Raw genomic sequence first — 11,983 nt, forward strand, 5'->3', positions numbered from 1 at the left:
GGCGGCACGCTCCTATTCCGGGGTGCCGAGGGGGCGGGCGCCGTCCGGCCACCAGTCGCCCGCGCCGTAGGGGTCGGCGAGCGGCTGGGAACCGTGCTCGTGGACGATGCGCCAGCGGTCGCCCTCGTCCCGGAGCAGCCACGTCATCCGCATCCGGAGCCGGCCCTCGCGCCCGTCCCCGTAGACGTCGTAGTCGATGACGCCGGTGACCTGGCCGAGGGCGCCGGATTCGAACAGGTGCGGGCCCTCGACCCACTGGTAGGCGTCGATCCTGATGGGGGCCTCGAAGTAGGCCCGCCAGCCCTGTTCGATGCGGTCGCCGCCGCGCGTCGTCCAGCGCGGTCCCTCGGGGAACACGTAGGCGTCGGGTTCGCCGGAGAACGCGTCGAGAACGGCGTCGAGATCGCGGTCGATGACCGCCCGCAGCATGTCCTCGGTCGCGCCGAGCGGAGTCTTCATCGCTGTTCCTCCCTGTTCGGAGTGCATGGTCGTGTCAGGTCCCGCGGGTTGGGCTAGGGTTCCCGTAAGTTCCGGGGGACCAGCTGCCTGGTGGAACGGCTTTACACTGGTCGAAACGGCTTTCACCTCTCACGGCCCTACCGCGTCCGGCCACAGGATCGGGAAGGAACCACCCTCCATGAGCAGCAGCGCTCGCCCGAGCGAGCCGTCCAGGCGCACCGCGGAGCGCGGGGGCACCGGTCAGACCACCGCCACTGTGGAAAGGGCGGCCGACGTCCTGATGTACTTCGCCGAGCAGCGGGCGGCGACCCTCGGCGTCACCGAGGTGGCGACGGCGCTCGGGCTGTCCAAGGCGGCGGTGCACCGCATCCTCACCTCGCTGCGCGGGCACGGGCTGATCGAGCTGGACGAGGCGACGCGGCGCTACTCGCTCGGCATCGGCGCGATGAAGCTCGGCATGGCCTACCTGGAGCGGATCGACGTCCGGACGGTCGCCCGCCCCGAGCTCGTGGCGCTGTCGGAGCGGACGGCCGAGACCGTGACGCTGTCGGTGCGGTCCGGCTGGACGCGCTCCTACATCGACCAGGTGACCCCGCGCCGCGAGCTGATCATGTCCGTGACGCTCGGCGTCCCCTACCCGCTGCACGCCGGCGCGTCGTCCAAGGCGTTCCTCGCCTTCCTGTCCGACGACGAGATCGACCACTACCTCGCGCAGCCCGCGCTGGAGCAGTTCACCCCGGAGACCGTCACGAACGGTCCCCGGCTGCGCCGCGAGATCGAGGAGATCCGGGCCCGCGGGTACGCCCGCTCGACGGCCGAGCGGCAGCCGGGCGCGGCGTCGGCCGCCGCGCCGATCCTCGACCAGAGCGACCGGCCGATCGCGGTGATCAGCGTCAGCGGCCCGAGCGAGCGGTTCACCGAGGAGGCCGACGCCTGCGTCAGCGCGCTGCTGCGGACGGTGCGGCGGCTGTCGGAGCGGTTCGGCCACCGTCCCGCCTGACGGCGGGCCGTCCGCGCCGCCGCGCCGTCGGCCGGGAGCGCGCATTCAGTACGCCGTGGTGCCCGGCTTGACGACGCCGAGCAGCGCCGCGACGACGACGAGCGCCCAGATGGCCAGGACGTAGGGGATGCAGCCCTGGACGGAGCCGCGGATGTCACGTTCCACCTGGGGGTCGCTGCCCTTGGTGAGCAGCGTCCCCCAGGCGGCGCCGAACGGCTTGAGCTTCACTCTGATCATCAGACCGCCGGCGATGCACAGCGCGTAGGCCGCGACCTTGCCGGCCAGCCATTTCGGGTTGGTGGTCACGCCGAACGGCTCGGCGGCGGCGAAGGTGTAGGCGGCGGCGCCGAGCAGCGCGGCGATGAGGCCGCAGCGCACGGCGAGGTCGGCCCGGTGCACCAGGTCGCCGAACCTGCCGGGCCCCCGCCGGTAGTCGGCGATGACGAGCCACAGCCAGATGAGCGCGAGTACCCAGACGGCGGCGAGCCGCCAGCCGCCGAAGATGTCGCGGCCGAGGTCGTCGGAGGCCATCAGCGTGATGCCGCTCGGCAGGAACAGCACGAGGCAGATCCGCGGCGCCATGTCGACCACGTGCATGACCTTCACCGCGACGCCGCGGGCCTCGGCGGACAGTTCGGGCTTCAGGATGAACCGGCTGGAGTAGAAGACGCCGAGGTCGCCGCCCAGCCAGTAGGCGAACAGGACGATGTGCAGCAGGACCGCCCAGCTGTGCAGGGTCCAGCCGTGGGTGCCGGTCACGGGTCCTCCGTCGGGGGGTAAACGTCAGACTATTATTCGTACCATCATTCCGGTCAGAGCGGAACACCGTTACAGTCGTCGGAACAAACTTCTCGGGAGGTTCCGATGGGACGACGGATCGGCGTGCGCGACCCCCGCACCGGACGGCAGGACCACACCCTCACCTGCGCGGACCCGGCGGAGGTCGGTTCTGCGGCGGTGCGCTCGCGCGCCGCGCAGCCGGGATGGCTCGCCCTCGGCGTGCCCGGCCGCGCGGCCGCGCTGCGCGCGCTGCGCGACGCGCTCGCGGGGCGCGCGGACGCGATGGTCGCCGCGCTCGTCCGCGACACCGGCCGGCTGCCGGTCTCCCGGCTGGAGGTCGACAGCGTCCTCGCGTCCCTGGACCGCTGGTGCGACCGGGCGCCGGACCTGCTCGCCGAGCCCGGCACCGTCCCGACCTCGATGCCCGGGATCGGCCTGCGCCAGAGCCCGCTGCCCTATCCGGTGACCGGCGTGATCAGCCCATGGAACTTCCCCCTGCTGCTCGCGATGATCGACGCCGTCCCCGCGCTGCTCGCGGGCTCCGCCGTGCTGCTCAAGCCGAGCGAGATCACCCCGCGCTTCGCCGCGGTCCTGCGCGACTGCGTCGCCGCCGTCCCCGAACTGCACGATGTGCTCACCGTCGTCGACGGCGACGGGGAGACCGGGGCGGCCGTCGTCCAGGCCGTCGACCTGGTCTGCTTCACCGGAAGCGTGCGGACCGGACGGGCGGTCGGCGCCGCGGCGGCGGCCAGGTTCATCCCCGCGTTCCTCGAACTGGGCGGCAAGGACCCCGCGATCGTCTGCGCGGACGCCGACCTCGACCGCGCCGCGCAGGCGATCCTGTACGGCGGCACCGTCAACACCGGCCACTCGTGCATGTCGATCGAGCGGGTCTACGTGGCCGAGCCCGTGTTCGACGCGTTCGTCGGATCGCTGGTCGGGCGCGCCCGCACGATCGGCCTCGCCTATCCCGAGGTGACCGACGGCGAGCTCGGCCCGGTGATCTCCGCCGCGCAGGTGGAGATCATCCGGGACCAGCTCGCGGACGCCGTCGCCCGCGGCGCGGCCGTCCGCTGCGGCGGTGAGATCCGCGTGCTCGGCGGCGGCGCCTACCTGGAGCCCACCGTCCTCACCGGCGTCGACCACACGATGAAGGTCATGCGGGAGGAGACGTTCGGGCCGGTGCTGCCGGTCATGCCGTTCACCGACACCGACGAGGCGGTCGCGCTGGCCAACGACAGCGAGTTCGGCCTGTCCGCCGCCGTGTTCGCGGCCACCACCGAGGCGGCGCTCGCGGTCGGCGAACGGCTGGAGGCGGGCGGCATCAGCATCAACGACGCCTCCCTGACGGGGTTCGTCCAGGACGGCGAGAAGAACGCCTTCAAGTCCTCGGGGCTCGGCGGCTCGCGGATGGGCGCCGCCTCCATCCGCCGCTTCCTGCGGCAGCGCTCCTTCCTGATCCGCTCCCCCGAGGACAAGGCACCCTGGTGGTTCGCATGACGGTGGTTCGCATGACGGTGGTCCGCGTGACGGGCTTCAGAGATCCGCGGCGCGGAGTTCGATCTCGATGCCGGACGGGCCCCGCAGCGTGCTCGCGCCGAGCGGGGCACCGCCCGCCTTGACCAGATCGGCCAGGGTCGCGCCGGGGTCGTCGGAGGCGAACACCAGGCGGCGCAGGCCGAGCCGGCTCTCGGACAGGTCGGCGGCGTCCACCCCGGTGAACGACATGATCTCCAGCCGGGCGGGAGCGTGACCGGGCGAGACCAGGAACGTCAGGCGCAGCGAGGCGTCCGCGGGTATGCCGGTCATCCGGTCGAACGGCTCCCCCGACATCTCGCCCTCGAAGAGGATCTCCAGGCCGCCCGCCTCGGTGAAGAAGCGGACCGCGGCGTCGTGGTCGGCCGGGACGATCACCGCGGTGTGGAGTTCGCCGTGCAGCCGGCCGGGGTCGTCCTCCAGCGCGGGGCTCGGCCGGTGGCCTGCAGCGGCCCGCGGGATCGTCCACCAGAGGCCGTCCGCGCCGAGCGCGACGAACTCGCTGAGCGTCGCGGATCCGTAGGGGTAGGTGACCCGCTCGCGGGAGCGTCCGCCGGCGGCGTCGATCGCCGCGGCGGTCCGTTCCAGGTCGCGCGAGTAGATGCCGAGGAGCCGCGGCCCGATGTCCCAGAGGCGGGGCTCGGGGGCCGCGGGGGCGTCCGGGACGGCGGTGAGCCGGAGCAGCCCGGTGACCCCTCCGGGGGCTCCGAGCAGCGCCCCGGCGGCGTCCCGTTCCAGGACCTCGAGGCCGAAGGCCCGGGTGTGGAAGGCGACGGACGCGCCGAGGTCACGGGTGGCCAGCACGGCCTCGATGACGGCCCCGAGCGACATGAAGCGACCTCCTGTGGAACAGCGTTTCAACTTGGCCGCAAGATAGGTCTCCCGGCCCTGGGACGTCAACGCGGGACCTTGCGCCGGTCCGTCCCGGGCAGGCACCATGGGGCAAGCAATTGGAACAATGTTCCCATAAATGGAACGAAGGAGCGGGTGTGCCGACGGACCACCAGTACGACCTCGTCATCGTCGGAGCCGGCACCGGGGGCATCCCGTGCGCCGTCGAGGCCGCGGCGCGCGGAACCCGGGTGCTGCTCGTGGAGAAGGACTCCCGGATCGGCGGCACCCTGCACACCACCGGCGGGCACATGTCGGCCGCCGGCACCCGCCGGCAGCGCGAGCGCGGCATCGAGGACTCCGTCCAGGCGCACCTGGACGACATCGAACGGATCAGCGGCGGCACCGCCCGCTCCGACCTCGTCGAACTCGCCGCGAGCTACGCGTCCGAGACCGTCGACTGGCTGGAGGACCACGGCTTCGAGTTCGCGCCCGAGTCGCCCCGGCTCGTCTACGGCCACGAACCGTACGGCGTCCCCCGCACCCACTACGGCAAGGACGCCGGCCTGTCCATCCTGGCCGTGCTCAGGCGCCTGCTGGACGAGCAGCTCGCGTCCGGGCGGGTCGAGCTGTGGCTCGGCAGCACCGCGATCGGCCTCACCGAACGCCCCGGCGGGCCGCCGAGCGTCACCGTCCTGCGGAACGGCGTCGAGGAGATCGAGGTGACCGCGCCCGCGGTCGTGCTCGCCACCGGCGGGTTCGCCGCCGACGCGGAGTTGTTCGCGGAGATCGAGGGCGCGACCCTCGTCAGCGCCGCGCACCCCACGTCCACCGGCGACGGCCTCGTCATCGCGCGCGAGGCGGGCGCGGGCATCGCCGGACGCGGCCGCTACCTGCCGACCTTCGGCGGGCTCCCGCACCCCACCACGCCTGGCAAGGCCTACTACGACGAGCGTCCCCTGCTGGTCGCCACCGAACGGCTCCCCTGGGAGATCTACGTCGACCGCACCGGGCGCCGCTTCGTCGCCGAGGACGAGCGCAGCATCGACCGCAAGGAGCGCGCCCTCGCCGCGTCCACCGACGGCACCTTCTGGACGCTCTTCGACGACAGGGCCCGGCTGAACTCTGCCCCGATGGTCGTCGGCTGGAGCCCTGAGGACGTGGCGTCCGAGGCGGGCGCCCGCACCGGCGTGCACAAGGCGGACACGCTGGCCGGACTCGCCGCGCTCGCCGGGATCGACCCGGACGGCCTGGCCGCCACCGTGGAGCGCTACAACGCGGCGGTCACCGCCGGGCACGACGCCGAGTTCGGCCGTACCCACCTGCCCGCCCCCATCGCCGAGCCCCCGTTCTTCGCGATGGAGAACCACGGCATCACACTGATCACCTTCGCGGGCGTGGACGTGGACGAGGGGTTGCGCGTGCGCCGCGCCGACGGCACGTCGATGGACGGCGTGTACGCCCTAGGCGAGCTGATCGGAGCCGCTGCCACCTGCGGCAACAGCTTCTGCGGCGGCATGCTCGTCACCCCGGCCCTCACCTTCGGCCGCATCCTCGGCCGCCGGCTGGCCGTCTCGCCGCAGATCTAGCCCCCGGCGCCGCGCCCGCCGGGCGAACCTCAGCTCGGATACGAGAACACGTCGGCTCGCCGTAGTCCTCGGGATACGTCCAGATCGAGGCCGCGGTCTGATTCCGGGCGCGGCTCCGTGGCCGGCTCCCGACTCGCCTGCACGGATGCACACCGGGACGCAGGCTCCGCATGATGTCCGGTGTGGAAAAGGAACTGGCCCGCGATGACAACGGCGACGCGCTGACAGGGTTCTACCGGATCGCCGAACGAGCCTGCCCCGACGACGCGCCGCTGACGGCCGCCCTGGTGGCCTTGTGGCATCGCGACCGCGAGCTGCTGCTGGTGTTCAACCGCTACCGGCAATGCTGGGAACTTCCCGGCGGGATGATCGACCCCGGAGAAACACCGCGCCAAGCAGCCGTTCGGGAACTGCACGAAGAAGCGGGAATCCACCTGGAAACCCTGACCTTCGTCGGTTTCGCCCGCTTCAGGCTCGGGATCGAACAGCGCACCGAGTACCTCGCGCTCTACACCGCCCCGGCCACCCCGCACGACGGCCGGTTCACGCCCAACGAGGAGATCGCCGCGATCTGCTGGTGGAACGGCGTCCGACCGCTCACCGGCCGCGTCCAGTTCCTCGACGTGATGCTCGGCGACCTCGCCAGGCCAGTATCGAATGTATGATCGATAGAAAAGAGGGAAGGAATATATGAGCAGTGGCCGGCTCGGGTGATCGCCGGGTCGGCAGAGCCTTCGACGCAAGGGCGGACATGCCGATGGCGTTCTCATCCGAGGTCCTTCCAGCCGCTGTCCAAGCGATCGCCAGTTCCCCATCACGTCAACGCCCCGTCGTCATGGTCACCTGCGGTGCCGACGGGCAGCCCCGGGTCTGCGTTCCGGACTGGGGAGAATTGCGCGTCGTCGGCGATCAGCGGCTGCGCGTGGCCGTCTGGCCCTCCGACCCCACCGCCGTCAACCTCGACCGTGACCCGTCCGCCCTGCTGATCGTCCCCGCCTTGGCCGACGTCTATCTCATCCACGCCACGGCCCGTCGCCTGGTCGACGCCGCGATGGTGTGGGCGCACTACGAACTCACGATCACTTCAGCGCGCGTCGCCGACCGCGGCACCACCCCGCACTTGCAGTCCGAGAGCGACGCCGATGGCGAGGTGGAATTCCTGACCCAGCGGTTGCCGAAATCGGAGGACACGCTGGGGCGGGCGTCCGCGGCGCTCAAAGCCCGTCGCCGGAACTCACCCCAGCGATCTCCATGGGCCCCCTCCCCCGATTCCGAGGAGAAAGGAGACCAGCGGTGCGCCGAAGGCGCATGAGCATGAAGCACGTGCCACCGCCGAGAATCTGCTGATCAGTCCGCCGATCAACGCTTCGGTTGCTTCAAACGCCCACATCCGGTCATCTGCCCGGCTATTGAGCACCCCTGCGTCCGGGCGGGACAATCGTTGTCGACACTCGGACGGGAGGCGGGCGGATGCTTCTTGGAGCCCTCAGCGGGATCGCCGCCGCGATCTGTATCGTGCTTCTCCCCCACCGCGAGGGCATGGTCGCGGCCTTTCCCCCGGCATGGGCGGCGAGCGTCTCACCCGGCCTTCTGCTCAGCCTGCTGCTGGGGGCTTCCGCGATGCCGCGCCTGACCTTCGCGGCCGGCTTGCCGGCAATGCTCGGCGCGATCGTCGGGGCCGTCGGAGCGCTGTTCAGTGATCATGTTGTGTACAGCGCAATCTGGGCGCTTTGGGCCGTGCTCTTCTTCATCGGGCAGAACAGGGCCTTCCGCGCGCTCCATAAGGCGAACGCGTAACCCGGTCGTCGACCTCCACCGCGTCCGGCCGAGTCGAGGCACCTTGGCCGGTGCGGCCGGTGCGGCCGATCCGGACGGTGTGGTCAGACCCAGCCCATTTCGGAGGGCTGGGGGAAGCCCCGGTGCCAGATGCCGTAGGCGGTGAGCATGGCGAAGGCGGGCGCGAAGGCGGGGAGCAGGACGCGGCCGAGGCAGTGGCGGGTTCGCCAGCCGTAGACGGTGAAGGCGGCGGCGACGGCGATGCCCAGGAAGGCGGTGGTGCCTTCGAGGGAGTTGGTGGTCCAGGTGACGGCTACGCCGAGTGTCAGCGGGAGGTGGAGCGGGGTTCGCGGCGGTGGCGTGCGGGCGAAGGCGGCGGCGAGGGCTGCGAAGACGAGGGCGGTTCCGGCATACCAGATGTAATGGCCGACGGTCTCGTCCCAGAGGTGGGCGGTGGGGCCGGGCTGGGAATTGTAGATGGAATTGGCGGCGAGGTGGATGCCGTGGCCTTCGGTATAGGTGATGGCGCCGGTGAGGTAGAGGGCCCAGGTACGGGGGTTTGCTTTGGCGGCATGGAGGGCGGCCGCGGCGGTGAGCAGGACGGTGTAGGGGATGAGGATGTCGATCCAGTCGGCCCAGCGGGTGTGCCCGATGGCGCCGAGTGGGGCGAGGGCGAAGCCGAGATGATGGGTGATGACGTAGAGGGCGACGGTGGCGATGAGCCATCGCCGTGTGTTGGTTCGGTGGGGGGTAGCGGTCATGCCCAGCAAACGTAAGGCCCCCATCGAGCCCTGGCGAGCCAAGTGATCGAATTCCTGGGTGACGTTGAGCCTTCGGTCACGCCTTGCGGAGCCCGCCGCCCCGTCCGGCTCAGGGGGTGAGGACGGGCAGCAGCATGTCCTCCAGCAGCCGGTCGACGTCGGCGGGGGGCGGTGCGATGGTGAGCATCATGAAGATCCGCAGGAGCCAGTGCGCCAGCGCGGTGGGATCCTGGCGGCGGATGCTGCCCGCGTCCATCAGGTCCCGGTAGAGCGGGGCCATCATCTGGGCGCCCTGATCGAGCATGGGCCCGATGTGCGAGGTGAGCGCGCGGCCGACGAAGTCGGGCTCGTCGCGCAGCACCTTGACCAGCACCGGGTTGGCCCATGCCTGGTGCAGCAGCGCGCTGAGCGGCCGGATGATCACCTCGGGGCCGTGCGCGCCGGCGAACATGTCCGGCAGCGTCTTGTAGAAGGCGTGCAGGTCGCGCGACAGCAGCAGCCAGGCGGCCTCCTCGACCGAGCCGAGCTGCCGGTAGACGGTGCTGCGCGACACGCCCATCTCGCGGGCGATGTCGGTCATCGAGCAGCGGGACAGGCCGTGCCGGGTCAGGCAGACGGCGGTGGCTTCCAGGAACGGCCGCATCTGCTCGCCAGGCGGGGGCGGAAGACGTGCGACGAGGCCTGACGGCGGGGTCGGGACGCTCACGCGCTCATTATGCCCGGTGCCCGGCCCACCTCTGGACACTTGCAACATTCTCGTGTCATTGTTGCACGGCGAAGGGAGATCCCGGATGACGACACCTGAACCCTTCACTCACCCGCCTGCCGCCCCGCAGACCGTCCGGCAGGCCGTTCCGCAGGCGGGCAGCGCACCGCTCGGGCCGGAGTCGGTGCTCTGGAGGATCGCCGGCGACCTGCGCGCGGCCGTGCCGGGCGGCGCCACCGGGTTGCTGCAACTGATGTATCCGCCGCTCGGAACCGCCGTCGCCGAGGAATCGGGCTTCTTCGAGGATCCGTTCGGCCGGATCTGGCGGTCGGTCCCGCAGATCTGGGCCACCATCTTCGAGCCGGACGGGGCCGACCGCGCGCGCCGCATCCGCGACCTGCACCTGGGGATCAAGGGTGTGGACGCCACGGGCCGCAGGTTCCACGCCCTCGACCCCGAGACGTTCTGGTGGGCGCACGCCACGTTCACCTGGCACATGTTCCGCACCGCCGAACTGTTCTTCCCGGCGGACGCGCTGGGCCCGGACGACCATGAGCGCCTCTACCAGGAGACCGTCACCTGGTACGGGCGGTACGGCGTGTCCATGCGACCGGTCCCGCCCGACTACGGCTCCTTCCAGGAGACCTTCGCCGCGTTCTGCGCCGAACGCCTGGCGATGACCCCGCCGGCCGCGCGGTGCATCCAGATCGCGCGCACCGAGGGCATCGGCGCGGTGCCGTTCGTGCCGTCGTTCGCGATCCGGATGGGACGGCCGGTCCTGCGGTTCCTGGGCACCCGCATCGCGATCGGATGCCTTCCCGCGCCGGTCCGGGAAGGGCTCGGCATCGAATGGAGTCCGGCGGAGCAGCGCGGATTCGACCGGATGGCGACCAGGATCCGCATCATGGCCCGTCCCCTGCCGCGACGGGTCAACCAGCGGACGCTGCTGACCGCGATGCGCATCATCGGCGCCAAGACGCGCAGCGAACGCTACCGCCCGCACCTCGCCGAGTGATGGTCGCTCGAAACAGCCGCCCCTGACAGGAGCCGCCCGCATTCCCTCGGCGGGCCGCCTGGGGAGGAGGGTCGCCATGCGCCAGACGTTGCTCATCGCCGACAAAGGCAAGACCGCCGTCCGTATCGCCAAGGCCGCCGCTGATCTCGGGTGGCATTCCTTCATATCGCGCGAGGTGCTGGAAGAGCGCCCTGCGGGCCGCCCGCGCGCGGACGCCGACCGCGTTCTGCGGGCGGCGGCGCGGGCGGGCGCCGACCATGTCCATCCGGGGCGCGGGGCGCTCAGCCTGGACGCTCATTTCGTCCGCCGATGCGCTCAGGCCGGCCTCACGGTGATCGGTCCGCCGCCGGACGTCCTGAAGATCATCAACGATCGCGGTCATGTTCGCGCCCTGGCCGGCGCGGTCGGCGTACCGGTCGCGCCGGGGCCGTCCGGCCCCGTCTCCTGGGAGGACGCGGGCGCGTTCCTGTCCTCCCTGCGGGGGCAGGCCATGCTGCTGCGTCCGGTGTCCCATCGCCGCAGGCCAAAGACTTACGTGATCAGGGACGCCGCCGGGTTACGCCAGGCCCGCGCGCGATTGGACGGGCGATTGGACGGGCGATTGGACCGGGCCGGGGCGGCCTCGGCGGAGGCGGGGGTCCGCGTCGAGGAGTTCGTGGAACACGCCAGGCGCGTGGAGGTCCAGACCGCGGGCGACGGGCGGCTGGTCGCCCACCTCTGGGAGCGGCAGCCCTTCCGCGGCGGCACCCGTCCGCCCGGGTGGCTGGCGCCCGCGGCCGATCTGCCCGCCTCCACCCGTTTCCTGCTGCTCGACGCCGCGCTGCGGCTGGCCGACGCGCTCGCCTATCCCGGCGTGGGCACGATGACCTTCCTGCTGTCCCCGACCAGGCGCTTCTTCCTGACCGGCATCGACCCGCGTCTGCACAGCGGGCACTTCGTCACCGAACGACTGGCCGGTTTGGACCTGTTCGCCACCCAGTTGCGACTGGCGCGCGGTGACCGGATCGGGGATCTCGGCCTGGAGGAGCACCTGCGTCCGTCGTTGCCGCTTCCCGACGGAACGGCCACCGTCACCAAGGGACCGTGCCGGCCGCGCACGCATCACCGCAGGAGCAGCTCGTAAATCCGTACTCAAGCACCGGCGCCCTGCGAGCGCTCGTCTTCGGCGGCGAGCAATCGCCAGGTGTGCAGTGCCATGAGGTAGTCCAGGCTGCTGGCGGGGTCGTAGAGGTCGGGCCCGAAGAGGGGCTCGAGCCGGCGGATGCGGTTGCGGACGGTCTGCGGGTGCGTGCGCAGGCGCCGCCGGTCCCGGCCGGCCCCGCTCGTGTCCCCCGCGTCCGCCGCGAGGTGCCCGGCCGCGGCCACCGCCGCGATGTCCGGGGCCGGCCGGCGTACGGGCCCGGTCTGGAAGCCGGTGGTCATGGTACGGCCTTCCGGCCGCCCGCGGTCCGGCCGGCCGGCGCGCTGGGCCGGACCGCGGGCGGCGGCTCGAAAGAGGTGGGCGGGAAGGACGACGGGGGGTGCGGCCGG

The 11,983-nt window shown here is 71.7% G+C and carries 14 protein-coding genes; 8 read left to right on the top strand and 6 right to left on the bottom strand.

Going from position 1 to position 11,983, the window contains the following annotated elements; genetic code table 11:
- Positions 1 to 12: 12 nt before the first annotated feature.
- On the bottom strand, positions 13 to 459 hold the full coding sequence (locus tag SM418_RS28915; RefSeq protein WP_371944155.1) for a YybH family protein: 447 nt from the start codon (positions 457 to 459) through the stop codon (positions 13 to 15).
- Between the two features lie 178 nt (positions 460 to 637).
- On the opposite strand from SM418_RS28915, the gene SM418_RS28920 reads away from it, so the two are divergent.
- A complete protein-coding gene (locus SM418_RS28920; protein WP_371944154.1) occupies positions 638 to 1,459 on the top strand; it encodes an IclR family transcriptional regulator in 822 nt (273 codons plus the stop codon).
- Between the two features lie 45 nt (positions 1,460 to 1,504).
- Here SM418_RS28920 and SM418_RS28925 read toward each other — a convergent pair whose 3' ends face one another.
- Positions 1,505 to 2,218 (bottom strand): hypothetical protein, encoded by a 714-nt coding sequence (locus SM418_RS28925; RefSeq protein WP_371944153.1) that lies wholly within the window; start codon positions 2,216 to 2,218, stop codon positions 1,505 to 1,507.
- 105 nt (positions 2,219 to 2,323) lie between these two features.
- On the opposite strand from SM418_RS28925, the gene SM418_RS28930 reads away from it, so the two are divergent.
- A complete protein-coding gene (locus SM418_RS28930) occupies positions 2,324 to 3,739 on the top strand; it encodes an aldehyde dehydrogenase family protein (protein WP_371966127.1) in 1,416 nt (471 codons plus the stop codon).
- Between the two features lie 36 nt (positions 3,740 to 3,775).
- On the opposite strand, the gene SM418_RS28935 is transcribed toward SM418_RS28930, so the two are convergent.
- Positions 3,776 to 4,606, bottom strand: coding sequence for a VOC family protein (locus tag SM418_RS28935; RefSeq protein WP_371944151.1), 831 nt, complete (start codon positions 4,604 to 4,606; stop codon positions 3,776 to 3,778).
- A gap of 158 nt (positions 4,607 to 4,764) precedes the next feature.
- Between SM418_RS28935 and SM418_RS28940 the strand changes: the two genes are divergently transcribed.
- The 4 genes from SM418_RS28940 to SM418_RS28955 all read left to right on the top strand — a co-directional run bounded on the left by SM418_RS28940 (position 4,765) and on the right by SM418_RS28955 (position 7,992).
- Positions 4,765 to 6,195 carry an FAD-dependent oxidoreductase gene (locus tag SM418_RS28940; RefSeq protein ID WP_371944150.1) on the top strand — a complete coding sequence of 477 codons (1,431 nt, stop codon included), beginning with the start codon at positions 4,765 to 4,767 and terminating at the stop codon, positions 6,193 to 6,195.
- Positions 6,196 to 6,377: 182 nt separating this feature from the next.
- Entirely contained in the window at positions 6,378 to 6,860 is a 483-nt protein-coding gene (locus SM418_RS28945) for an NUDIX hydrolase (protein ID WP_371944149.1), read from the top strand.
- Between the two features lie 32 nt (positions 6,861 to 6,892).
- On the top strand, positions 6,893 to 7,507 hold the full coding sequence (locus tag SM418_RS28950; RefSeq protein ID WP_371944148.1) for a hypothetical protein: 615 nt from the start codon (positions 6,893 to 6,895) through the stop codon (positions 7,505 to 7,507).
- A gap of 158 nt (positions 7,508 to 7,665) precedes the next feature.
- A complete protein-coding gene (locus SM418_RS28955) occupies positions 7,666 to 7,992 on the top strand; it encodes a hypothetical protein (protein ID WP_371944147.1) in 327 nt (108 codons plus the stop codon).
- Positions 7,993 to 8,075: 83 nt separating this feature from the next.
- Here SM418_RS28955 and SM418_RS28960 read toward each other — a convergent pair whose 3' ends face one another.
- Together SM418_RS28960 and SM418_RS28965 are read right to left on the bottom strand one after the other, a co-directional pair.
- Entirely contained in the window at positions 8,076 to 8,732 is a 657-nt protein-coding gene (locus SM418_RS28960; protein ID WP_371944146.1) for a hypothetical protein, read from the bottom strand.
- A gap of 109 nt (positions 8,733 to 8,841) precedes the next feature.
- Positions 8,842 to 9,438 carry a TetR/AcrR family transcriptional regulator gene (locus SM418_RS28965; protein ID WP_371944145.1) on the bottom strand — a complete coding sequence of 199 codons (597 nt, stop codon included), beginning with the start codon at positions 9,436 to 9,438 and terminating at the stop codon, positions 8,842 to 8,844.
- Positions 9,439 to 9,523: 85 nt separating this feature from the next.
- On the opposite strand from SM418_RS28965, the gene SM418_RS28970 reads away from it, so the two are divergent.
- Both SM418_RS28970 and SM418_RS28975 read left to right on the top strand, forming a co-directional pair.
- The gene (locus SM418_RS28970) at positions 9,524 to 10,453 is read left to right on the top strand and encodes an oxygenase MpaB family protein (RefSeq protein WP_371944144.1); all 930 of its coding nucleotides are present in this window, start codon (positions 9,524 to 9,526) and stop codon (positions 10,451 to 10,453) included.
- A gap of 76 nt (positions 10,454 to 10,529) precedes the next feature.
- Positions 10,530 to 11,576 (top strand): biotin carboxylase N-terminal domain-containing protein, encoded by a 1,047-nt coding sequence (locus SM418_RS28975; protein ID WP_371944143.1) that lies wholly within the window; start codon positions 10,530 to 10,532, stop codon positions 11,574 to 11,576.
- Between the two features lie 8 nt (positions 11,577 to 11,584).
- Here the strand turns inward: SM418_RS28975 and SM418_RS28980 are convergent, their stop codons facing one another.
- Positions 11,585 to 11,875 carry a helix-turn-helix domain-containing protein gene (locus SM418_RS28980; RefSeq protein ID WP_371944142.1) on the bottom strand — a complete coding sequence of 97 codons (291 nt, stop codon included), beginning with the start codon at positions 11,873 to 11,875 and terminating at the stop codon, positions 11,585 to 11,587.
- Between the last annotated feature and the right edge of the window lie 108 nt (positions 11,876 to 11,983).

The sequence above is a fragment of the Actinomadura chokoriensis genome, from assembly GCF_041463665.1.
Lineage (GTDB): Bacteria > Actinomycetota > Actinomycetes > Streptosporangiales > Streptosporangiaceae > Spirillospora > Spirillospora chokoriensis_A.